This window comes from Ruegeria sp. HKCCD3925 (assembly GCF_057221175.1).
Genome location: NZ_JBWVBI010000001.1, coordinates 59,187 through 80,999, shown reverse-complemented (window position 1 = coordinate 80,999; position 21,813 = coordinate 59,187). Strand labels below are relative to the sequence as shown.

The 21,813-nt window shown below is 57.3% G+C and carries 21 protein-coding genes; 12 read left to right on the top strand and 9 right to left on the bottom strand.

All coding sequences use genetic code 11. The annotated features are described in order from the left end of the window. Positions 1-4: 4 nt before the first annotated feature. Both AC2TEM_RS00375 and dksA read right to left on the bottom strand, forming a co-directional pair. Positions 5-1,156, bottom strand: coding sequence for an FAD-dependent monooxygenase (locus tag AC2TEM_RS00375; protein ID WP_170422133.1), 1,152 nt, complete (start codon positions 1,154-1,156; stop codon positions 5-7). Between the two features lie 72 nt (positions 1,157-1,228). Next, complete coding sequence (dksA, locus tag AC2TEM_RS00370; RefSeq protein ID WP_074736317.1) at positions 1,229-1,651, bottom strand: RNA polymerase-binding protein DksA; 423 nt, start codon at positions 1,649-1,651, stop codon at positions 1,229-1,231. Between the two features lie 385 nt (positions 1,652-2,036). Between dksA and AC2TEM_RS00365 the strand changes: the two genes are divergently transcribed. The 7 genes from AC2TEM_RS00365 (at position 2,037) to AC2TEM_RS00335 (ending at position 8,884) form a co-directional block, all read left to right on the top strand. Further along, positions 2,037-2,882, top strand: coding sequence for an AAA family ATPase (locus AC2TEM_RS00365; protein ID WP_170422136.1), 846 nt, complete (start codon positions 2,037-2,039; stop codon positions 2,880-2,882). Between the two features lie 90 nt (positions 2,883-2,972). Continuing rightward, positions 2,973-3,422 (top strand): GNAT family N-acetyltransferase, encoded by a 450-nt coding sequence (locus AC2TEM_RS00360; RefSeq protein ID WP_170422139.1) that lies wholly within the window; start codon positions 2,973-2,975, stop codon positions 3,420-3,422. Continuing rightward, positions 3,419-4,783: a DUF2927 domain-containing protein gene (locus AC2TEM_RS00355; RefSeq protein ID WP_170406392.1), complete on the top strand. Its 1,365-nt coding sequence runs from the start codon at positions 3,419-3,421 to the stop codon at positions 4,781-4,783. The genes AC2TEM_RS00360 and AC2TEM_RS00355 overlap by 4 nt, the downstream gene beginning before the upstream one ends. 6 nt (positions 4,784-4,789) lie before the next feature. After that, a complete protein-coding gene (locus tag AC2TEM_RS00350; protein ID WP_170396648.1) occupies positions 4,790-4,957 on the top strand; it encodes a hypothetical protein in 168 nt (55 codons plus the stop codon). Between the two features lie 4 nt (positions 4,958-4,961). After that, the gene (locus AC2TEM_RS00345; RefSeq protein WP_170422142.1) at positions 4,962-6,146 is read left to right on the top strand and encodes a vWA domain-containing protein; all 1,185 of its coding nucleotides are present in this window, start codon (positions 4,962-4,964) and stop codon (positions 6,144-6,146) included. 161 nt (positions 6,147-6,307) lie between these two features. After that, entirely contained in the window at positions 6,308-8,110 is a 1,803-nt protein-coding gene (locus AC2TEM_RS00340; protein WP_170422144.1) for a hypothetical protein, read from the top strand. An 84-nt stretch (positions 8,111-8,194) separates the two neighbouring features. Further along, positions 8,195-8,884, top strand: coding sequence for a M48 family metallopeptidase (locus AC2TEM_RS00335; RefSeq protein ID WP_170396642.1), 690 nt, complete (start codon positions 8,195-8,197; stop codon positions 8,882-8,884). Between the two features lie 68 nt (positions 8,885-8,952). Here the strand turns inward: AC2TEM_RS00335 and AC2TEM_RS00330 are convergent, their stop codons facing one another. The 6 genes from AC2TEM_RS00330 to AC2TEM_RS00305 all read right to left on the bottom strand — a co-directional run bounded on the left by AC2TEM_RS00330 (position 8,953) and on the right by AC2TEM_RS00305 (position 15,209). Next, positions 8,953-9,495 (bottom strand): RSP_2648 family PIN domain-containing protein, encoded by a 543-nt coding sequence (locus AC2TEM_RS00330; RefSeq protein WP_170422147.1) that lies wholly within the window; start codon positions 9,493-9,495, stop codon positions 8,953-8,955. Beyond that, positions 9,492-10,694 carry an RSP_2647 family RNA methyltransferase gene (locus tag AC2TEM_RS00325; RefSeq protein WP_170422150.1) on the bottom strand — a complete coding sequence of 401 codons (1,203 nt, stop codon included), beginning with the start codon at positions 10,692-10,694 and terminating at the stop codon, positions 9,492-9,494. The genes AC2TEM_RS00330 and AC2TEM_RS00325 overlap by 4 nt, the downstream gene beginning before the upstream one ends. A gap of 41 nt (positions 10,695-10,735) precedes the next feature. Beyond that, positions 10,736-11,008 (bottom strand): hypothetical protein, encoded by a 273-nt coding sequence (locus AC2TEM_RS00320; protein ID WP_170396636.1) that lies wholly within the window; start codon positions 11,006-11,008, stop codon positions 10,736-10,738. Then, entirely contained in the window at positions 10,995-13,787 is a 2,793-nt protein-coding gene (locus AC2TEM_RS00315) for a [protein-PII] uridylyltransferase family protein (protein ID WP_170422153.1), read from the bottom strand. Before AC2TEM_RS00315 ends, AC2TEM_RS00320 begins: the two co-directional genes overlap by 14 nt. After that, positions 13,784-14,173 carry a nuclear transport factor 2 family protein gene (locus tag AC2TEM_RS00310; protein WP_170396632.1) on the bottom strand — a complete coding sequence of 130 codons (390 nt, stop codon included), beginning with the start codon at positions 14,171-14,173 and terminating at the stop codon, positions 13,784-13,786. Before AC2TEM_RS00310 ends, AC2TEM_RS00315 begins: the two co-directional genes overlap by 4 nt. Before the next feature lie 112 nt (positions 14,174-14,285). After that, a complete protein-coding gene (locus AC2TEM_RS00305; RefSeq protein ID WP_170422156.1) occupies positions 14,286-15,209 on the bottom strand; it encodes a hypothetical protein in 924 nt (307 codons plus the stop codon). A 347-nt stretch (positions 15,210-15,556) separates the two neighbouring features. On the opposite strand from AC2TEM_RS00305, the gene AC2TEM_RS00300 reads away from it, so the two are divergent. The 5 genes from AC2TEM_RS00300 (at position 15,557) to AC2TEM_RS00280 (ending at position 19,392) form a co-directional block, all read left to right on the top strand. Further along, the gene (locus AC2TEM_RS00300) at positions 15,557-15,979 is read left to right on the top strand and encodes a DUF2852 domain-containing protein (RefSeq protein WP_170422159.1); all 423 of its coding nucleotides are present in this window, start codon (positions 15,557-15,559) and stop codon (positions 15,977-15,979) included. 65 nt (positions 15,980-16,044) lie between these two features. Then, positions 16,045-16,476 (top strand): RDD family protein, encoded by a 432-nt coding sequence (locus AC2TEM_RS00295; RefSeq protein WP_170402989.1) that lies wholly within the window; start codon positions 16,045-16,047, stop codon positions 16,474-16,476. A gap of 74 nt (positions 16,477-16,550) precedes the next feature. Continuing rightward, a complete protein-coding gene (locus AC2TEM_RS00290; protein ID WP_170396602.1) occupies positions 16,551-17,375 on the top strand; it encodes an arginyltransferase in 825 nt (274 codons plus the stop codon). 6 nt (positions 17,376-17,381) lie between these two features. Further along, positions 17,382-17,789 (top strand): VOC family protein, encoded by a 408-nt coding sequence (locus tag AC2TEM_RS00285; RefSeq protein WP_170422162.1) that lies wholly within the window; start codon positions 17,382-17,384, stop codon positions 17,787-17,789. A gap of 244 nt (positions 17,790-18,033) precedes the next feature. Continuing rightward, a complete protein-coding gene (locus AC2TEM_RS00280) occupies positions 18,034-19,392 on the top strand; it encodes a dicarboxylate/amino acid:cation symporter (protein ID WP_170422166.1) in 1,359 nt (452 codons plus the stop codon). 53 nt (positions 19,393-19,445) lie between these two features. Here AC2TEM_RS00280 and AC2TEM_RS00275 read toward each other — a convergent pair whose 3' ends face one another. After that, on the bottom strand, positions 19,446-21,800 hold the full coding sequence (locus tag AC2TEM_RS00275) for a TRAP transporter large permease (protein ID WP_170422169.1): 2,355 nt from the start codon (positions 21,798-21,800) through the stop codon (positions 19,446-19,448). Positions 21,801-21,813: the final 13 nt, after the last annotated feature.

Genomic DNA, 21,813 nt, shown 5'->3' with positions numbered 1-21,813 from the left:
ACGCTTACGCGGTCGCGTCGTAGCTATAGATCCACTCGTAGCGCCGTGCCAAGCGTGGACCAGCCGCCATTAAGGCGGCCTGCGCGGCCAGCCTCATTGGCCCACGAAGGTGGAAATTACGCGCATTTGCGCCTGCGGCGCCAACCACTTGCCTGGCACGCGGTCGTCGAGTGGCTTCATAGGTAGCCAATGCGCGGGCGACGCCTGAGTTGTCCTGGAACGCGCGTATCAGGACCCAGGCATCTTCCAGTGCTAGGCAAGCTCCTTGGGCCATAAAAGGCAACGTCGGGTGCGCCGCATCCCCAAGCAAGGCCAATCGCCCATTCTGCCAGATTTGCGCCACGGGGCGCAGAAACAGCGCCCAAAGGTGAACCTCGTCAATCTTTGACAATATGTCACCAATCGGTCCGCCAAAATCGGCGAACCGGGTTCGCAGGTCGTCGGGATCACCCTGACGTCGCCAGCCTTCCTCTTGCCAGTCGGAACGCTCTTCTATGGCCACGATGTTCACGAGGCGTTGATCGCGCAGCGGGTAGGTTACAACGTGCCGACCTGGCCCCATCGTCAAGGACGCGCATGGCAATTCTTCTCGCTGGGTCCAGGGGATCGTTGCTCGCCAGGCAACCTGGTGGGTGAACACCGGGACCTCGGGGCCATTCAAGATCGGACGGATAGTGCTGCGCCCACCGTCTGCAGCGATCGCGCATTCCGCACGCAGCCTTTCGCCGCTTTCCAGAACGATCTCGGCTTCGCTTGGGTGTTTATGAACCGTGGCGACAGGTGCATCCAGCCGAATATCCACCCCAGAGCGCAAGGCGGCTTTGTGTAACAGGTCCAGCAGATCTGCCCGGTGATAATAGTAAGTCGACCCAGCGGCAGGGACCGGGACCCGACTGATCACGCGCCCATTACGGTAATCGCGCAGAACGGTCCCACCCGAGATTTGTCCAGCTTCCGGGACCTTACCAGCAACGCCTAGCGCACGCAGTACCGCCATCCCGTTCGCACTGATTTGCAATCCAGCACCAACTTCGGTCAGTTCTGGGGCCTGCTCCAGAACCGTCACCTGAGCACCCTGACTTCGCAGTGCGAGTGCCGCCGCCATGCCCCCAATGCCGCCGCCAATGACGCAGAAATTCAGACCATTGATATTCATGGACCTGCCATAACGCAAAAACGCCGAGGCGACAGGCCCCGGCGCAGTTGTTTTGTTGCAATTTCCCAGCGATCAATCGTCGCGGTGGACCTTTTCGCGGCGCTCGTGACGCTCTTGCGCCTCAAGCGTCATAGTCGCGATAGGACGCGCATCTAGGCGCTTGAGCGAGATCGGATCACCGGTCTTCTCGCAATATCCATACTCCCCTTCTTCGATCCGGCGCAGGGCCGAGTCGATTTTTGCCACCAGCTTACGCTGACGATCCCGGGTGCGCAGTTCCAGCGCACGGTCGGTCTCTTCGCTTGCGCGGTCAGCGACATCGGGAATGTTTCGGGTGTTGTCCTGCAGACCTTCGATCGTATCACGGCTGCCTGCGAGTAGTTCTGTCTTCCAATCCATCAGCTTGCGGCGAAAATACTCAAGCTGGCGATCATTCATGAAAGGTTCATCTTCAGCCGGACGGTAATCTTCCGGCAGAAAAACTTCCTGCTTCATATTTGCTCCCTCGGTATGGCCTGAAACGTCGGTTGCGATTGTATTACCTGACATTCGGCACCCCCTTCTGCGGAGCGTTTATCCGACGGGGCAGAGATTGTCACTACACAAACGTATGCCTCGCCGCCGCGTCACTCCGACTGCTCTAATATTGAGACTTGTAACAACAAAACCTTGTTTTTCTGTGGTTCTCGCAAGGCGTTTTTCAGGCAGCTTCAACCCCTGCGATACCCCGCCCCGAACGAATCGCCCAAAACAGATTGGACTTACAGCCCATCCCATCCTCTCGCGACGCTGCGGCCCGGCTTGTAAATAACCTTGCCTCTCTGTAACCCGAGCAGAGCAAACCCAGCCCGCATTCCGCGGAAACCACATGAGGGGTCCCATGACCGCACGTTTTCAAGGCACCGCAGAATATGTTGCCACCGACGATCTGAACATTGCCGTGAACGCTGCCGTCACGCTGGAACGCCCGCTGCTTGTCAAGGGCGAACCCGGTACCGGCAAAACCGAGCTGGCGAAACAGGTCGCAGGCGCGCTGGGGTTGACGATGATTGAGTGGAACGTGAAATCCACAACGCGCGCGCAGCAGGGACTGTATGAATACGATGCGGTCAGCCGTTTGCGCGATAGCCAGCTTGGCGAAGAGCGCGTGCATGATGTTTCGAACTACATTCGCAAGGGCAAGCTGTGGCAGGCGTTTGAAGCGGATGAAAAGGTCGTGTTGCTGATCGACGAGATCGACAAGGCTGATATCGAGTTTCCGAACGACCTGCTGCAAGAACTCGATAAGATGGAGTTCCACGTCTACGAGACCGGCGAGACGATCCGTGCTAAGAACCGCCCGATCGTCATAATCACGTCGAACAACGAAAAGGAACTACCTGACGCATTCCTGCGCCGCTGCTTCTTTCACTACATCCGCTTTCCAGACGAAGCCACGATGCGCCGTATCGTCGAAGTCCATCACCCCGGCATCAAAGATGCGCTGCTGACCACCGCGCTGACCCAGTTCTACGAAATCCGCGAAACGCAGGGTTTGAAGAAAAAGCCCTCGACCTCGGAAGTGCTGGACTGGCTGAAACTGCTCTTGGCTGAGGACTTGAGCGCTGAGGACCTTAAACGCGACGGTGTGAATGCACTGCCCAAGCTACATGGTGCGCTTCTAAAAAATGAGCAGGACGTACATCTGTTTGAACGGCTGGCCTTTATGGCGCGCAGCAAGCGGTGATCACAGCTTGTCATCGGTACGGTCGGGTGTCAGCATTACATCAACGAAAGACCCCGCGCCAATCGGGCCACCAGAGCAGGAAATAGTAAAATGTCTAACGCCCTCACAATTCGCCCCTTGCGACCAGAAGACCGGGATCAATGGGCCGAAATGTGGCGTGACTACCTGGCATTTTATGAAACCGAAGTGCCGGATTCGACTTTCCAAAGCACCTTTGCGCGGCTCTTAGGTGATGATCCGAATGACTTTTCCTGTTTTGTCGCGGATTTGGATGGGCAACTGCTTGGACTGACCCACTACCTGTTTCATCGCCACGCCTGGAAGGAAGAAAGTGTCTGCTATCTGCAGGATCTCTATGCCCGCCCAGAAGCGCGAGGCACCGGAGTTGGGCGCGCCCTGATTGAGGCCGTCTATGAAGAAGCGGACAGGCAGAAAGCCCCCTCAGTCTATTGGCTGACGCAGGAAAACAACCATACCGCACGCAAACTCTATGACCGCATCGGCAAGTTGTCGCCGTTTCTGAAGTATCAGCGACCATGAGGCTTTTGGGCGCAACTCTCCTTCTGGCGGCGCTGTCTGCCTGCACCACGGTCGACCGGATCGAGACGCCGACTCGTACCCAGGTGATTGAAGCTTCGCTGCCGCCGTCTAAATCCTTCGGCGCTGCTCGTCCAAGCCCGCCTGCCCGTTCAAACAAGAACATCGCCGCAGATTTCCTATCGCTGCATTTCGCACTTGAGAGCGGCGCAGAGTTGCCCGTTTTCACCCGGTTTGATGGACCCATCACGGTGCGTCTGACTGGGACACCGCCACCAACGATGCAGACCGACCTGAGCCGGCTACTGACCCGGTTGCAACGTGAGGCGAAGATCGACATCCGGCAGATTCCAGAGGGTCAGGCGAACATCACGATCGAGGCTGTAAGCCAGAAACAGATCCGCCGCATCCTGCCGCAGGCCGCCTGCTTCGTCGTTCCCAACTCTTCAAGTCTGGAAGAATACCGCCGTGACAGGCGCAAAAGCAAAAGCAACTGGACCGAACTGCGAAAACGTGAACGGATCGGGATATTCATCCCCTACGATGCCAGCCCACAGGAAATTCGGGACTGCCTGCATGAAGAATTGGCTCAGGCACTTGGACCTCTGAACGACCTCTATCGCCTAACCGATTCAGTATTCAACGACGACAATTTCCACACGGTTCTGACCGGATTCGACATGTTGATCCTGCGCGCAGCCTATGCGCCTGAGTTGCAAAATGGCATGACACGCGAACAGGTGGCAGCGGTTCTGCCCGGCGTTCTCAGCCGGCTGAACCCCAGAGGGGATCGGGTTGCGCCACAACAGGTTACTGAGACACCTCGGGCCTGGATTAACGCAGTTCAACGCGCTTTGGGGGCTGGCGCTGGTACGGCCAAACGCGTCAACGCTGCGAACGAGGCAGCGCGAATTGGTCAACAGCAAGGCTGGACCGACCACCGCCGCGCCTATCCGCATTATCTGCTGGGGCGCATGGGGCAATTCGACGACCCCGAGGCGGCGCAGCAACAATATGAAATTGCCCTGAAATACCTGAATGCCACCCCGGGAACGGAAATTCAGCGCGCTCATATCACGGCACAAACCGCAGCCTTTGCTTTGGCACAGGGTCAGGGCACCGAGGCCCTGCCCGAATTGAACAAAGCAATCAATGTCATGACCAAGGCCGAGAACGCCGCCCTTCTGGCCACCCTGCTGCTGCTCAAATCCGAGGCGCTGCGGCAGTCCGGTCAACTAGATCAGGCACGTCGCGTTCGGCTGGACAGTATCGGATGGGCACGTTACGGCTTCGGCTCGGATTTGGTGGTGCGCTCGGTCACACAAGACATCGCGCAGTCAGCCGCCACAAGCACGGGTGGATAACGTCACATGATAGTGGTTCTGGGCATGGCTATTCTGGGCGCGATTCTGGGCGCGTTGACAGCACGCAAACGTAACGGAAGCGGTGCTGATATGGCTCAATACGCTGCAGGTTACGGCATTGCCTTTGCGTTGGTCGGGCTGGTGATTTCACTGGTCATTGTCCGCCTGGTATAGAACGATGTTCCTGCCCTTCTTCGAAAACCTCCGAAACGCTGGCATTCCCGTATCTCTGCGCGAGTACCTGACGTTTCTGGAAGGGATGAAAAAGGGCTTGGCGACATACGATGTCGAGGCGTTTTACTATCTCGCCCGCGTTTCGATGGTGAAAGACGAGCGCAACATCGACAAGTTCGACCGTGCCTTTGCCGCCAGTTTCGAAGGGTTGGGTGAAATCAGTTTCGATCAAGTACTCGAGGCGGTCGATATTCCTGCCGAGTGGCTTGCAAAGATGGCCGAAAAGCACCTGTCGGATGAAGAAAAAGCCGAGATCGAGGCGCTTGGTGGCTTTGAGAAGCTGATGGAGACGCTACGCGAGCGCCTCAAGGACCAACAGGGTCGCCATCAGGGCGGTAACAAGTGGATCGGCACCGCGGGCACCTCACCTTTCGGCGCCTATGGCTATAACCCCGAAGGCGTACGCATCGGACAGAAGGAAAGCCGCCATCAGCGCGCGATCAAGGTCTGGGACAAGCGTGAATTCAAGAACTTAGACGATACTGTTGAACTAGGCACCCGGAACATCAAGGTCGCTCTGAAGCGCCTTCGCCGCTGGGCCCGCGAAGGCGCTGCCGAAGAGCTTGATCTGGACGGAACGATCAAGGCAACAGCTGAACACGGCTATCTGGATGTCAAAACCCGTCCCGAACGTCACAACGCCGTCAAAGTGCTTCTGTTTCTGGACGTGGGCGGGTCGATGGATCCGCATATCAAGGTTGTGGAAGAACTGTTTTCGGCGGCCCGCACAGAATTCAAGCATCTGGAATATTACTACTTCCACAATTGCCTCTATGAAGGCGTCTGGCGCGACAATCGCCGCCGCTGGGATCAGCAAACTCCGACGCACGAGGTTTTGCGCACATACGGGCCGGACTACAAATGCATCTTTGTCGGCGATGCCTCGATGAGTCCCTACGAGATCGCTTATCCCGGCGGTGCAAATGAGCATTGGAATCAGGAATCTGGCCAAGTCTGGCTGGGCCGTGCACGCGAACAGTGGACATCGAACCTGTGGATCAATCCAGTGCCAGAGAAGTATTGGGAATATACCCATTCGATCGGCATGATCCGTGAGATATTCGAAGATCGCATGGTACCCATGACGCTGGCGGGTTTGGAACAAGGTATGCGGGAACTGACGCGCTAGTCAGCATCGGAGTCCTGGTTGACTCAGAAACCGGAAACAATAGGCCTAGTTTTCAGAGATATTCGCGTCAAAAGCACCACCAAAGAAACAATCTCGGCAAAATTCCCTGCCTCTCTCGAATTCGTGATATACGACAAAGGGATTGAAGCTGGGGGGCTGAGATGACCATTTCAAAACTACGAAATATCCTGACATCTGTTTTGACCATTACAGCGTTCGCAATTGCATCGGGTGCGACCGCGACATTGGTACTTTCCCCTGACGCCGCTTATGCCAAGAATGATAATGGCAATGGAAAGGGCCGCGGCGGCGGCAAAGGTAATTCTGGAAAAAGCAACGATGGCAACAAAGGCAAGGGTAAGTCCGGAAAAGGCAACGACGGCAACAAAAGTGGCGAAAAGGGAAAATCCGGCAAAGCTAAGGGTTCCAAAAGCGCGGGTAAAGATGCCGGCAAGGCCAAGTCCAAAACGCACCGCGTGGAAAAGGCTTTCGGGTTCAACAAGAAGCAAAAGGCAAAACACCACCGGTCAGCCAAAACCTCTGCTAAAGCTAAGGGACGGAACGGCAAGGTACAAAAGACCACACTGGCGGGCTTTGGAAGAGAGTTTAAACGCGATGTCGAGCAACTATTTGGCAAGCGTTCGCCGGTAAAAACCAAGTCAAGCGCGAACCGGGTAAAGAAATCGTACCGCAAGGCCTCGGTTGCTCCTGTTGAGTATTCCCCGCGACCTGTTGCTCGCACAGATTATAAATCCAAGCACTATGACAATAAGAAGCCCGGCAAGCGTCGCTATCGCGACCCGCTTGTTGCAGCAATCACCGATCCCGATGGCTCGGACAAGCTGCGTAACCTGAATGCGTCTAAGGCAGCGGCCCCGGCGTTCCGCAATGCTTCACCCAACAGCAATGTCGGCAAGATCGCGACCTATCAGGCGGCGGCGGAAACCTATTACGATCTACGCGGTGACCTCTATGAGGCGCGCCGTGAACTGCGTGATCTGAACGAAGACTACGATGGCCGCAGCAGCGAAGATATCGCCGATGATATCGCCGCGCTTGATCCTGCAGACCCGAACTATGATGACAAGCTGAGTGCGCTTGAGGATGAGCTGCGAGACGCTGAAACCTACGAGGAGGCGCGCGACGATCTGCGCGCGGATCTGAGGGATCTGAAATACGAAACCCGCGACGCGTTGCAAGATGCGGAGGCTGCCTTTTATGACGCTTCGAGAGGGCGTACATTGACCAAGGCGACGCTGGGCGAGTTCCACGGCAATCTCGATCTGACACAGCCAAACCACCGGCACAAGGACTGGGCAACGATCCAGCCGGTGCCTTACGATCCTGACGGCTACCGCTATTCGGACGATAAGAAGATCTATGATGAAACCGACTATCGACTGCGCTACGAAAAGCCATATTCCGATCGCAAGAAGGACCGCTACCGCTATTACCGCGACCCGCTTGTTGCAGCGATCACCGATCCCTATGGCTCGGACAAGCTGCGTAACCTGAATGCGTCTAAGGCAGCGGCCCCAGCGTTCCGCAATGCTTCACCCAACAGCAATGTCGGCAAAATCGCGACCTATCAGGCGGCGGCGGAAACCTATTACGACCTGCGCGGTGACCTCTATGAGACCCGTCGCGAACTGCGTGATCTGAACGAAGACTACGATGGCCGCAGCAGCGAAGACATCGCCGATGATATCGCCGCACTTGATCCTGCGGACCCGGACTATGATGACAAGCTGAGTGCGCTTGAGGATGAGCTGCGCGATGCTGAAACCTACGAGGAGGCGCGCGACGCTCTGCGCGCGGATGTGAGGGACCTGAGAGTTGATGCTCTGGTCGCAGAAAAGGAAGCTGAACGCGCATTTTTTGAGGCTTCGAAGGGCGAGGTCTTAACCAAGCAGTCCCTTGCCGAGTTTCATTCGAACCTGCACCTGCCCTCGCCAGGCAGGTAAGGCTGGATTGAGCCGCATAACTGATCGGACGTGAAGGGCGAGTTACCGCTTGCCTCCTCGGGGTGGGCCGCCCATATCTAACTCATGCTTCGCTTAACACCCATCCTGCTTGCCATAGCCTATGCCGTTGTGATGTACCGGATATCCGTCTGGCGCACGCATCGTGAATTGGATGCGAAGTCCACCGAACTGGCCGATCCTGCGCTAAAACGCATGACGGACCGGCTGGCTGCAGCCTTGGAGATTGATCGGGTCCCAGTCTACATCTACGAGATCGATCCGGTGAACGGGCTGGCAGCGCCGGATGGGCGTATTTTCATCACTCGCGGTTTTTATCGCAAATTTGGCAACGGCGAAGTATCAGCGGAAGAAATGGCAAGCGTAATCGCGCATGAATTGGGCCATGTCGCCCTTGGCCACGCCCGGCGGCGGATGATTGATTTCTCGGGTCAAAACGCCCTGCGTGCTGCGCTGATGATGCTATTGAACCGCTTCATCCCGTTCATTGGAGCCTGGATTGCAAATATGCTGACTCATTTGCTGGCCTCCCGCCTGTCGCGGAGTGATGAATATGAGGCGGATGAATATGCGGCTGCGCTTTTGACAAAAGCCGGGATCGGGATTGGTCCACAGAAGTCTTTGTTCCACAAGCTTGAGGATCTGACACAGCAGCGCGCGGGCGTTGTGCCCGCTTGGTTGATGAGTCATCCAAAGACGGATGAGCGGATCGCAGCTCTGGAAGTACTTGAACAAAAGTGGGGCGTGGGAGTTTAGGATAGGAGCGAGGGGCCAGCCCCTCGCGCTCCCCGAGATATTTTTGGCCAGATGAATGGGATCCCGAATTAAGTACTCAGGGCTTTGCCAAGGCGCGGCAGGCGGGCTTTTTTCATTAAGCTGCGCAAGGTCCATTGAGCACTGGATAGCCGGTTGGCTTCAGCAAGGACCGCTTTGGAAACCTGCGTCATGCCTTCGGGGTCGGACAGCCAGAGTTCATGCAGCAGCCCGTCCGGATCGCGCCGCTCAAGCCCTTCGTCGGCCAACATATTCTTGGGAAAGTCCTTGGCATTGACGGTGACAATGACATCTGCCGAGCTTGTGACCGCCGTTGCGAGAACGTGGATGTCGGCGGCATCCGGCAACCATAGGCGCTGTTCAACACCGAGGTTGGCGGGTTGCTCGGCATTTGGCCATTGGGCCTGAACCAGCGCGATTTCGGCGCGCGCCTGTGCCTCTCCCTCGGGGCCGAGTTTGCGGGCGGCACGGGCCCATTCTTCGAGGATACGTGCAGACCAGACGGGCGTGAAATAACCAAGCCTCGCAGCGCCCAACAGCATCTCTCGCATCACCGTGGGATAGATGACGCAGGTATCAAGAACCGCCTTCACAGACGGTAAAACACGGCTTTGAGGTAGCCGCTTTCTGCCAGCTGCGGCAGTTGTGGATGGTCCGGCCCGGCAAAGCCAGTTCGGATCAGTTGGGCCTGTCGTCCTGCCCGTCCGATCCCACGGGATGAGGCATCGCGGAAGCGGCCCAGATCAGCGGCATGAGAACAGGAGCAGAGGCCAAGATACCCGCCCGGTTTGACCAGCGGAGCCGCCAGACGTGCGGTACGCTCATAGGCGCGCAGGCCTGCGTCCAATGCTTGTTTCGAGGGCGCGAAGGCCGGTGGATCACAGATGACGACGTCGAACAACGCGCCCTCTTCGCCGAGTTTGGTCAGTATATCAAAGGCGTCGCCTTGTCGGGTCTGGAAACGGGCAGAAAATCCTGAGACTTCTGCGCCCTTCGCCGCCAGTTCGAGCGCCGCTGCCGAGCCGTCAACGGACAATGCCTGTGCTGCGCCGCCCGCCAGCATGGCCAGACCAAAACCTCCGACGTGGCTGAATACATCCAGCACCTGCGCCTCGGGGTGAACCAACTTGGCGGCAAAGGCGTGGTTGGGGCGTTGGTCATAGAACAGGCCAGTTTTCTGTCCCCCGGTCAGGTCGGCCATGTAGGTTGCGCCATTCATTGGCACCGGCAGAGGCTTATCGGGCGCGGTGCCGCGCAAGGTCAGATTGGTGTCGTCCAACCCCTCGAGCACACGCGTGCGCCCCGAGGCGTTCTTCAGCACTGTGTCGACCCCGGTTACCTTGACTAGCGCGTCGGTCAGAGATTCAAGATGTGCCTCAGCCCAGGCTGCGTTGGGTTGGATCACGCAGGCGCCTCCGAACCGGTCGATGATCACCCCGGGAAACCCATCCGCCTCGGCATGGATCAGGCGGTAGTACGGCGCATCGAACAGACGCTCGCGCATCTCAAGCGCGCGGCGCAGACGGGTTTCAAACCAGTCCGCATCCAACTGCGCGCCGATATCGCGATCCAATACCCGGCACATGATCTTCGAGACCGGATTCACTGCGACCAGAGCGATTGGCGCGCGCTTCTCGTCTTCCAGCACGGCCAAGGACCCCGGCCCGATCTTGCGAGTCCGGCGGTCGGTGACGATGTCATTGGCGTAGACCCAGGGAAACCCGTGGCGCAGGCCTCGCGCATTGGCCTTGGGTTTCAAACGGATACGGGGACGGTCAGCTGTGGTTGTCATGGCGCCCTCATAATCGTGAATGCGCGTGGGTGAAAGCCCCGTTAACGGTTGCGCTTGCGCCAGCCGCCACGACGCTTGGGGGCTTGGGCCGCCTGCAAACCCTCGGTCAGGACCTGCGTCATCGGATGATCAGCAGCCTGTTCCGAATAGACTGCGTGCAGGTTGGTCAGGGCCTGATTTTGGTCAAGCTCTCCGGGCAGGCTCAGCGCCCAATCCAGAAAGATGCTGCGACACTCGGGCAAGGTGATGCCTTCAATGCGATACGCCTCGCGGATCAGGCCTTTGTGGTCATTCGGATCATCACTGCGTGCCATCTTCAACACCTCCGACAACTGCGCCAATCAACGAGGCCGCAGTGCTGTAATTGTCTTGCAACGCGGATTGCAGCTGTTCGACCTGATCGAACCCGGTCGCCCGACACAGAAAGGCCGTACCGCCTTCACCGATCTTGTCGGCCTCGATCACCTTTCCCGACAGCAGACGCGCCGCACATTGCACCGACCAGCATAAATCGTAACAACCCTTCAGGGTTTGCGCCTGTGCGACATCCAGCAGCCCGACAGCGACCGCCCCGTCCAGACCCGAATGGACATCGCGCTGGGGGAATCCGGCCAGCAATGCGCCCGTCTCTGCCATCAGCTCGATATCCATCATGCGGCCCGGCCCATTCTTTGCGTCCCAAACGCCCGCTGGTGCTTTGGCTGCGGCCAGTCTTTCGCGCATCTCGGCGACTTCTTTCAGCACCTTCTGGCGGTCGCGCGTTTGCGACAGGAAATCGGCGCGGAAGCTTTCGATATCCTCGGCCAGACCGGCGTCGCCTGCGACCACATGGGCGCGGGTCAAAGCAAGGTGTTCCCACACCCAGGCCTCATTCTGCTGATAGTTGGTGAAGCTGACCCAGCTTGTAGCCACCGGCCCCTGATTGCCCGACGGGCGCAGACGCATGTCGACCTCATAAAGCCGTCCCTGCGACATTGGCGCGCTGAGCGCCGTGATCAGAGCCTGGGTGAAACGAGCGTAGTATGTCCGCGTTGCCAGCGGGCGAGGGCCATCGGACATGTCCTGATCCTGAGGATCGTAGATGACAATCATGTCCAGATCGGATTGCGAGTTGATGCGCCCTGCCCCAAGTGACCCCATGCCCAAAACCGCAGCGCCACGCCCGGGCGCCGGTCCATGCTTTTTGGAGAACTGGTCGACAACGCAGGGCAGAACCGCCGCAATCACGGCCTGCGCCAGTTCGGCATATTGCTGCCCGGCCTGCGCCCCATCGATCAGTCCGCGCAGATGGTGAACGCCGATGCGGAAATGCCATTCCTTGCACCAGCGACGTGCGAAATCGAGCTGTGTTTCATAGTCGCTTTCATCCGACAACGCCTGTGTAAGATCAGCTTGCAAGGCCGACTGTCCGGGCCAGTCGCTGAAAAAGCTGCCACCAATCACCGCATCAAAAACCGAGGCGTTGCGCGACAGATGGGTGGCAAGGGCGTGCGATGTCCCAACGATATCGACCAGCAGATCGATCAGATGCGGGTTCGCCTCGAACAGGGAAAACAGCTGCACTCCGGCGGGTAATCCCGCCAGAAACCCATCCAGTGCCAATAGCGCTTCGTCGGGTTTCGCAGTTTTTGCCAATCGCGCCAGAAGTTCCGGCCTGAGCCGCTCGAATATCCGTGCACCACGCTGCGATCGAAGCGCCGGATAAGTCGGCCAGCGGGCCAGCACACCCTTGTCAAACTCAACCTCCTGAAGCGGCACGGGTGCCGCGCCTGGTCCAGGGGCGAAGAACCCTTCGGTCAGTTCGTGCACTTCGGTCAGGCGGCGGGTCAGTTCGGCGGTCAATTCGGCGCTGCTGATCCCCATCAGGCACGCGACCCGTTCGAAACCGTCCTCTGAATTTGGCACCTTATGGGTCTGTGCGTCGTGCACCATCTGGATGCGATGCTCGACCTCGCGGTGGGCGCGGTAGTGGTCAGTCAGTTTCTCTGCGACGTCTTCGGGCACCCAGCCTTTTGAGGCCAGCGCCGCCAGACCGGGAACGGTGCCCCGGACGCGAAGGTCTGGATCACGTCCGCCAGCGATCAATTGGCGGGTCTGGGTGAAGAACTCAATCTCTCGAATACCGCCCTGCCCCAGCTTCATATCGTGGCCGGGAATCGAGAGGCTTCCGCCCGTTCCCTTGTTCTCGCGTATACGAAGTCGCATGTCATGAGCGTCTTGAATGGCGGCAAAATCCAGATGCCGCCGCCAAACGAACGGGCGCAATGCATCGAGAAATCTCTGACCTGCCGCGATATCCCCGGCGCAGGGGCGTGCCTTGATATAGGCCGCACGTTCCCACGTGCGCCCAAGACTTTCGTAATACCGCTCGGCCGCTTCCATCGCCAGACACACGGGTGTGACTGCCGGGTCCGGGCGCAGTCGCAGATCGGTGCGAAATACATAGCCATCCGCCGTCTTGTCGCTGAGCGTGGCACAGAAATTCCGCGTGGCGCGCACCATGCCCTGTCGCGCTTCGTAGAAATCATCGGGATCGAAACGGGTTTCGTCGAACAGCACGATCAGATCGATATCCGAGCTGTAGTTCAGCTCATGTGCGCCCATTTTGCCCATCGCCAGAATGACCATGCCAGCAGCGGCTTCGACATCATTCTCGGTCATACCCGGCAGCTTGCCGCGCCGGATCAACGCAGCAATTTCGGCCTTCGCTGCCACATCTACGGCCAAAGCGCCAAAGTCGGTCAGCGCGGCAGTTACCTTTTCCAACGGCCACGCACCCGCCAGATCGGCCAGCGCCGTCAGCAAGGCCATGCGCCTCTTCGATTGCCGCAAACCGGGTTTCAACTGATCCGACGGCAGCGCGCGCGCCGCGTCCATCACTTCCGACAATGCCTGGTCCGGTTGCTGCAACGCGTGTGGCAACCAGTTCCTTTCTTGGTCAATCAACCCTTTCAGGTAGGGGCTAGAGCCCGCAGTTCCCGCGATCAACTCCCCCTGCTCGGCAGTCAAATCGGGCAGCGCCGCGCGTGTTTCGTCACCCAGATCGGTATGAAAAGCGCGCGGCAAGCGGTTGATAACAAGAGGCTGGCTCATGACCGTTCCAGTGGTGTGTCCTGGCTGAAACTGTTGATCCAGACATCGTGACGCCGCTCCCACAGGGATGAGATCAGCATCGCCTCCCATTCCTGTGCTTCGGGGCGTAGATAATCTGCCCTGTATGAGAGCAAAACCACATCCGCCGATAAGACGCGCAACCTGGTATCGCTGAGTTCATATTGCGCCATCGTAGGCGCATCGGCGAACTGGCCAACATGATCGTCGCGATTGGCAAAACCCGTTGGATACACGCCCAGAAAATCGGGGCTCAGCAGCGCCCGGTCGGCCTGTGCATTGCCTTCAACCAGCGCAGTCCATACCTGTTTTTCCAGCGAGAGGATCTGATCGAGTGACGGTGGGCTGGTGTTTTCAATATCTTCCATTTGCCTATGACTTGTGACGGCCGAAAATCAGATGCGGCCAGCGCACATGATCGGACAGAGTTGGCTTAGCCCTGTCCGATTGAACAGCAGAAAGGGCCGAATGTCCAAATCGTTATAGCCACTGATCCACTGGCGGCAAATCGAAAGTGAACGGATTTTCAATCCCCTGCCCGGCCAAATCCCACTCATCATAGTGCTCGTCTTCACGAAGCTGCAGAAACGCCGCCTCAAGCTGATCGTTCAAACTCACCAACTCGTCCCAGGCGTCACCCATATGAGCCTGAAACATCGCCAGTTGTTGGAACAAGCCATCTGGCAAAGGGCCAAATTCCACACGCCCCAGATCGCGAGCTGGGAAATACATATCCTCTTCAAACTCAAAAAAGCGCGACATTCCGTCGTTAAAGTCAATTTGGCCATCGAACGAGACCGCAGCAAATACTTCATAAAGACCGGTCTCATTCATTTCGAGCTCGAACGACACCTCGAAACTAAGTGCAAAATCAGAAATTCCGTTTTGGTGAAGCTTGCCTGCGATCTCGACGACCTCGTAATAGCCGTATGACGCCAGAACCAGATCGCCATTTGCATCGAACCCATGCACATCGAACATCTCCCCCTGTTCGCTGGCTATAGACAGATGCTGAAACTGTGCTGCCTGACCAATGTGAACGCCCTCAAATCCAAAGGCGGACCGGGCCTCGTAAGAAACAGGTATGTCCGTTCCATGCATGCTTATGGTTTCAAGCGCGACTTGCTGTGTATGGTACAGCTCGGAAATGAGCGTGGCGCTTCCGCGTGTCGCGATCTCGTGGTTCACCATCGAAAGATTGAACTCAACCTCGTGAGACCCAGCACCTTGATACGCGCTGACCGTGCTGTCGATCACCCCGTCCCAAAACCCGCGCAATTCGATATCCGGCAGATCTTCTTTCCCTTCGAGATCATGGGGATCGAGGTTCAAAAAAGGCAAATCGACTTGATCAATCGAACTAGATACGCCGCCTTGCGAAGCTAGGCCTGGTTCGGTCGACAAGATGAAACTCTCCTCTGACCCGAACGGCCAATGAGTTGTGTTCACAACAACCATTTCAGCGACCTCCCTTGATTACTCCTCGGAAAACTATGTATGCAGCCATCGTGCAAACCCTATGGAAGGGTTTGATTATTAAGCCTTCTTAATGAAACGTTTAATCGATGGGCTGCGTCGCTCGGCCTGAAATACTGAGACGCAAATCCGCCTTACCCCGCTGATTGATTCGCCCGGTCAGACGCTGGATTCCGAAAAATGTAAATCTTTTTCACATACCCCCTTGCAACCACCTATCCCCCCTCCCATCTTGGTAATGTGAAAAGCATTTACATCCTAACTGGAGAGAGCACATGACCGCATTGTCCGACCACGCCGTTCCCCAAAATCCGGGATGGCTGCACCGAAGCGAAGCCTGGCTTGATAGCAAGGGCAAAGGCGCCTGGATCGCCGCAACGGTCCTTGGCTTTATCTTCTTCTGGCCCATCGGCCTGGCCTTTCTTGCCTATATGATCTGGAGCAAACGCATGTTCAGCAAATCCTGCAGCCGCCGTTCGTCGTGGAACAGCCACATGAGCGCCATGAAACCTTCGGGCAACAGCGCGTTCGACGCCTACAAGGCCGACACACTGGCGCGATTGGAGCGTGAACAGAAAGACTTTGAGGCGTTCCTGCACCGCCTGCGCGAAGCCAAGGACAAGGCCGAGTTCGACGAGTTCATGGATGAACGCACCCGCGATAATCGTGATGACGAAAACGGCGAACAACCTGCCTAATCGTGGCTTGCCCTGTCCCGCCCATCGGGACAGGGTGTTTCTGCACAATACCCGGATTACAGTCTATGCCTCATCTGCCTGACCCCGACAGCCAACCCGAATTCTACCAATCCGTAGCGACCAAGCGCTTTTTCGCGTGGCTGTTCGACATCGCCTTTATCTCATTGCTCTGTACAGTTGCGATTCTGCTGACCTTTGGCATGGGCTTCTTCATATTGGCGCTAATCTACGCAGTCATCAGCTTTGTCTATCGCGTTGTTACCATCGCCAACGGCTCGGCCACACTGGGGATGCGCTTCATGGGGATAGAGTTGCGTGACGCCTTTGGCGCCCGAATGGATACGGGGAAAGCCATTGCACATACGGCAGGTTACTTTGTCAGCATGGCGATCCCGGTACTACAGATCATTTCGGTCATCATGATGATGACCAGCGCCCGCTGTCAGGGCCTGACCGATGCCTTCCTCGGCACCGTGATGATCAACCAACGCGCCTAAAAACACCTGAGTGAAACACTTGGCTGCGCCAAAAACCGTTGCTATCATCGGTTCCGAGGAAATGCGGGACCTTCATGCGACACACGCTGCCAATTGCGCCACAATTCTATGTGACGGCACCCCAGCCCTGCCCTTACCTTGAGGGCAGGATGGAGCGTAAGCTGTTCACCGCCCTACAGGGGGAAGGTGCGGATCAATTGAACAATTGCCTTTCGCAACAAGGATTTCGCCGCTCGCAGAACGTTCTGTATCGCCCGTCCTGCACCGACTGCGCCGCCTGTCTGTCTGCCCGTATCGATGTCTCAGCCTTTCAGCCAAGCAAAAGCCAAAAACGGGCCCACAAGCGCAATTCCTACTTGATCCGACGTGCAACATCGCCCTGGGCAACGGATGAGCAGTTCGACCTGTTCCGTCGGTATCTGGACGCGCGCCATGCGGATGGCGGCATGGCCGATATGGATGTCTTCGAATTCGCCGCGATGATCGAGGAAACCCCGATCCGCAGCCGAGTCGTAGAATATGCCGATCCCGAAACCGGCGAGCTGATCGCCGTCAGTTTGACCGATGTACTGGATGACGGGCTGAGCATGGTTTACTCATTCTACGATCCAGAGTTCCAGCAAAGCTCGCTGGGCACTTACATGATTCTCGACCATATCGAGATCGCGCGCGAGGCTGGGTTGCCTTATATTTATCTGGGCTATTGGGTGCCCGGCAGCCCCAAGATGGGGTACAAGGCCAAATTCGCGGGCTTGCAGGTCTATATGCAGGGTGAATGGCAGCGAATTAAAAATCCCGAGCAGTGTGACCATACGGCCCACCACCCCCTTTCGTCGGCCCCGATTGCCGAGCAGGTGGCCAACATCCAACTGCCTGACCGCCACCCCACCAAAGGTTAATCTATCATGCGTCAGAGCCTTCATGCGGTGACGCTGGTCGTCCCGGATTATGACGCAGCGATCGCGTTCTACACCAAAGTGCTGTGCTTTACTCTGACGCAGGATATTGATCTGGGCGATGGTAAACGCTGGGTGCGGATCACGCCTCCGGGCTCGGATGGTGCTTCGTTGTTGCTGGCCAAGGCGGCGGGTGCGGAACAGATCGCATCGGTCGGCAATCAAACCGGTGGGCGCGTTGGCTTTTTCCTCGAAACAGATGATTTCTACCGCGATCACGCGGCGATGCTGGAAGCAGGCGTAGGATTTGAAGAGCGCCCGCGCCATGAACCCTATGGAATTGTCGCCGTCTGGCGGGATCCTTTCGGAAATCGTTGGGATTTGATCGAATTTTCAGCACCTGTATCGACAAAATAAATACATTTTTTTCATCGCTTTAAACTACCTTCCGCCATGCTGCGCCCAATTGTTAAGCAATCTTAATCGACCTTCCCCCGCCCGTGCGATTGAAAGTTGACGCAAGGTCACCAAATTAGCCGCACTTCTAAACGTCCAGCCCAAACCTGAAACCCGCAGCTCAATCAGACGCTGACCGGGCTGGCTTTATTGTCGCTACGGCAGGCCTCCCACCCTGTCGCAGAGGTTCTGAAGGAGGGGGAAAATGACATATGCCGCACGCCGACTGGTTTCGGCCACGCTGACGACCCAAATTCTGGTCGCGCTCGCCTTGGGCTCGATCTTTGGTCTGGTCTTGAACTATCTCGATATCGCTGCGCTCAACGCAACACTTGTGCAGGGTGTGCTGTCCATGTTTGGGCAAATGTTCCTTAATGCACTTCAGATGCTTGTTGTGCCGCTGGTTGTATTCTCACTGCTGTGCGGCGTTGTCGGCATTGGCGATGTCAAATTGCTGGGCCGTGTCGGAGGGCTGACCTTCGTTACCTATCTGGCCACCACCGCCTTGGCCGTGACAACTGCCTTGATTTTTGCGGGCCTCATTGGGCCGGGTACCGGATTCACGAGCCTGCATCTGGCCGGTGATAGCGTAAGCGTCGCCAACCCGCAGACCACTTGGGAAATACTGGCGAACATCATCCCAAAGAACCCGATCAACGCTCTGGCCAATGGTGAGATGCTGCAGATCATCTTCTACGTGATGGTCGTTGGTATTGCAGTGCTAATGATGGGCAGCCGCGCCAAGGCCTTTGTGGAAGGATGCGAGTTCATGAATGAACTGGCGATGAAGATCGTCAATATCGTCATGGCCTTCGCCCCCATCGGCGTCTTCAGCCTGATTGCCAAAACCTTTGCGATGGAGGGCTTTGGCCTATTCGGACCGGTGATCGGCTATCTGACCACGATCAGCCTGACGCTGGTATTCCATCTGTGTGTCACGTTGATGGCGCTGCTGTATTTTACGACCGGGCTGAGCCCTCGGGCATTCCTGCGCAAGATGCGCTCGGCGCAGGTGTTTGCGTTCTCGACCTCAAGCTCGAACGCGACAATTCCGGCCAGCTTACAATGCGTGACTCAGAGAGTCGGCGTTGACCGTTCCGTGGCGTCGTTCGGTATTCCCCTAGGGGCGACGATCAACATGGATGGCACCGCAATTATGCATGGTGTGGCAACGGTATTCCTGGCCAACGCCTATGGCATTGATCTGGGGCTGAGCGGATACCTGACCGTGATCTCGATCTCGGTTCTGGCTTCGATCGGCACCGCAGGTGTGCCGGGCGTGGGGATAGTGATGCTTGCGATGGTTCTGAACCAGTTGGGTATGCCGCTGGAAGGCATCGGCATCATTCTTGCCGTGGACCGGATCCTCGACATGATGCGGACGGTTGTGAATGTCACCGGCGATGCTGTTGTCACCACTATCGTCGGGCAAAAGGTCGGCAAGCTGGACAAGGCCACGTTCGACAATCCCAATGCCGGACTTGTCGAGACCACAGACCTTGCAATCGATCATGCCACTGAAGCGGAGTTTGAAAGGCTGACACACCCACAGCCGAATTCCTGAAAAACAAACGGAGGCCCTAATGGGCCTCCGTATTCGTCAGTCTATGCGACAGATCAGTTCGGGATCAGGTCAGGAACGATGGTTACAATCGACGGGAAGAACCACAGGATTGCGATGCCCACAACCTGAATGATCACGAACGGTATGATGCCGCGATAGATGTGGCCAGTGGTGACCTCTTTCGGCGCAACACCCCTGAGATAGAACAGCGCAAATCCGAACGGAGGCGTCAGGAACGAGGTCTGCAGGTTCACCGCCACCATGATGGTCACCCATTTCGGATCAAACGATCCGCCATAGATCACGGGGCCCACGATCGGGATCACAATGTAGATGATCTCAAGGAAATCCAGCACAAAGCCAAGAATGAACAGCACCAGCATCACGATCAGGAAGACCGTGAATTCATTATCAAAGCTGCGCAGGAACTGCTGTATATAGTGCTCTCCACCAAAGGAAATCACCACCAGGTTAAGCAGTTGCGATCCGATCAGGATGGTGAAGACCATCGACGTCACCTTCGCTGTCTCACGCACCACCGGTGTCAGAACCCCGCTTGAGAACAGCACCCAGCAGCCGTAGATCAAGCCGAACAGCGCATAGAGGTAGGCCGAATAGGCGATGATGAACGCGATCCAGCTTTCAACCGAAACATTGCCCTGATTGATGCGCAGATCGAAGTTCACCCCCATCACCAGTGCGATGATCACTGCGAAGGTTGACCAGATGATCACTTTGCCCGACCGGTTCTGATCCTGAAGTTTCCGATAGGCCGCTAGCATGATCGCTCCACCCGCCCCCAGTGCCGCAGCCGGCGTAGGGTTGGTGACACCGCCAAGGATCGAACCCAACACCGCGATGATCAGCACCAGCGGTGGGAAGACCACACGGATCAGATCATTGGTCGCGCAACGGGCGGCAGCTTCTTTGCACCCATGCATTGCGAGCGCAAAAGGTATGGCGAGTATCAGGAACGTAGCCCCGGACGAAGTCGTTGGCGCGATCAGCAACACGTCGACCAACAGCATCAGCACCAGGCCAATCGCTCCGACGATCAGAGGCTGCGGCGCTTGCGACGGTGCGATTCCGCGACCCAGTACCAGTGTCAGACCCAGCAGTACCACAATCACGGCGACACCGTTGCCAATTGGCGCTGCAGCGGCGATCTTGGCCTCTTGCGCAGCAGCCAGTTCCTCTTCGCTCAGACGCTGGGCTTCGGACGAACCACCTGCTTCGTCAATCGCTTCCTGCTCGGCCACGGCCTGGTCCCAGGCTGATTGCCCATGCAGTTCGATCATCGAAGCCTTACACTCTTCGGACACGTTCGTGCGCAGCGAGGCGCCCTGCCCGATATCCGTAAATGCCGAGACTGAGATATTCTGGCTGCCAATCACTCCCGCGCTTCCCAAAAGCACCGCGCCAACAATCAGAGCAACCGGAGCACCCAGCAGCCAGGTCAGCCCTTCCGAGCGCGTGATGGTTTCACCCGAGCCTCCCGACAATTCAACAGCCGGGGCCTTTTCCGGGTTCAACAGCGCATATCCAAAGGCATAAAGCGCGTAGAGCAGCGCCAACATGATCCCAGGCAACAGCGCCGCCTGGAACAATGTGCCTACCGAAACAACCGCTGGTTCACCCAGATAGGTCAGCGCATCGGTGCACCCGGCTTCAACCGCGCGCGTTTCCTGCGCGGTCGAATAGAGGTCACCAGCCAGTGTACCCAGCAGAACGATCACGATGGAGGGTGGAATGATCTGCCCCAACGTACCCGAGGCCGCGATCACACCTGTCGCCAATTCCGGCGAATAGTTGTTCCGCAGCATGGTCGGCAGGGCCAACAGTCCCATGGTAACAACGGTCGCGCCGACGATACCGGTCGAGGCAGCAAGGAACGCGCCCACGACCACAATCGAGACCGCAAGGCCACCGGGCAGCGGGCCAAAGACGCGCGCCATCGTAGTCAGCAGGTCGTTTGCAATTTTTGAACGCTCCAGCGTGATGCCCATCAGAACGAACATCAGCACCGCCAGCAGCGTCTCGATCGACTGCCCGGCCAGAACACGTTCGTTCATGCGGTTCACGATGAAGGAAACATTCCGGTCCAGCGCGGTTTCCCAGCCTTGTACAAAGACCGGCTCGGCGATCCTTGGCAAATCCGGGTATCGGAACACGGATATCACGTCAGGTTTGACGCCAGAATTCACCACGTCGCGGTAGGCTTGCGAGCCGGTGTCGATCGCCTGGTGGATCAACAGGCCGGCACTATCCAATGCAGCGATAATCCCGAACGAAATCACCCCGGCCCCACCGATGGCAAAGGCCACGGGGAAACCCGAAAGAATGCCTCCGAAGAGGCAGAAAAATACGATAATGAGGCCTATCTCGACGCCATCAAGTCCGAATAGCATTGTCTGGTTCTCC

Coding starts and splice junctions, on each gene's coding strand:
- AC2TEM_RS00375 (WP_170422133.1), bottom strand. CDS start 1,156: ATGAATATCAATGGTCTGAATTTCTGCGTCATTGGCGGCGGCATTGGG.
- dksA (WP_074736317.1), bottom strand. CDS start 1,651: ATGAAGCAGGAAGTTTTTCTGCCGGAAGATTACCGTCCGGCTGAAGAT.
- AC2TEM_RS00365 (WP_170422136.1), top strand. CDS start 2,037: ATGACCGCACGTTTTCAAGGCACCGCAGAATATGTTGCCACCGACGAT.
- AC2TEM_RS00360 (WP_170422139.1), top strand. CDS start 2,973: ATGTCTAACGCCCTCACAATTCGCCCCTTGCGACCAGAAGACCGGGAT.
- AC2TEM_RS00355 (WP_170406392.1), top strand. CDS start 3,419: ATGAGGCTTTTGGGCGCAACTCTCCTTCTGGCGGCGCTGTCTGCCTGC.
- AC2TEM_RS00350 (WP_170396648.1), top strand. CDS start 4,790: ATGATAGTGGTTCTGGGCATGGCTATTCTGGGCGCGATTCTGGGCGCG.
- AC2TEM_RS00345 (WP_170422142.1), top strand. CDS start 4,962: ATGTTCCTGCCCTTCTTCGAAAACCTCCGAAACGCTGGCATTCCCGTA.
- AC2TEM_RS00340 (WP_170422144.1), top strand. CDS start 6,308: ATGACCATTTCAAAACTACGAAATATCCTGACATCTGTTTTGACCATT.
- AC2TEM_RS00335 (WP_170396642.1), top strand. CDS start 8,195: ATGCTTCGCTTAACACCCATCCTGCTTGCCATAGCCTATGCCGTTGTG.
- AC2TEM_RS00325 (WP_170422150.1), bottom strand. CDS start 10,694: ATGACAACCACAGCTGACCGTCCCCGTATCCGTTTGAAACCCAAGGCC.
- AC2TEM_RS00320 (WP_170396636.1), bottom strand. CDS start 11,008: ATGGCACGCAGTGATGATCCGAATGACCACAAAGGCCTGATCCGCGAG.
- AC2TEM_RS00315 (WP_170422153.1), bottom strand. CDS start 13,787: ATGAGCCAGCCTCTTGTTATCAACCGCTTGCCGCGCGCTTTTCATACC.
- AC2TEM_RS00310 (WP_170396632.1), bottom strand. CDS start 14,173: ATGGAAGATATTGAAAACACCAGCCCACCGTCACTCGATCAGATCCTC.
- AC2TEM_RS00300 (WP_170422159.1), top strand. CDS start 15,557: ATGACCGCATTGTCCGACCACGCCGTTCCCCAAAATCCGGGATGGCTG.
- AC2TEM_RS00295 (WP_170402989.1), top strand. CDS start 16,045: ATGCCTCATCTGCCTGACCCCGACAGCCAACCCGAATTCTACCAATCC.
- AC2TEM_RS00290 (WP_170396602.1), top strand. CDS start 16,551: ATGCGACACACGCTGCCAATTGCGCCACAATTCTATGTGACGGCACCC.
- AC2TEM_RS00285 (WP_170422162.1), top strand. CDS start 17,382: ATGCGTCAGAGCCTTCATGCGGTGACGCTGGTCGTCCCGGATTATGAC.
- AC2TEM_RS00280 (WP_170422166.1), top strand. CDS start 18,034: ATGACATATGCCGCACGCCGACTGGTTTCGGCCACGCTGACGACCCAA.
- AC2TEM_RS00275 (WP_170422169.1), bottom strand. CDS start 21,800: ATGCTATTCGGACTTGATGGCGTCGAGATAGGCCTCATTATCGTATTT.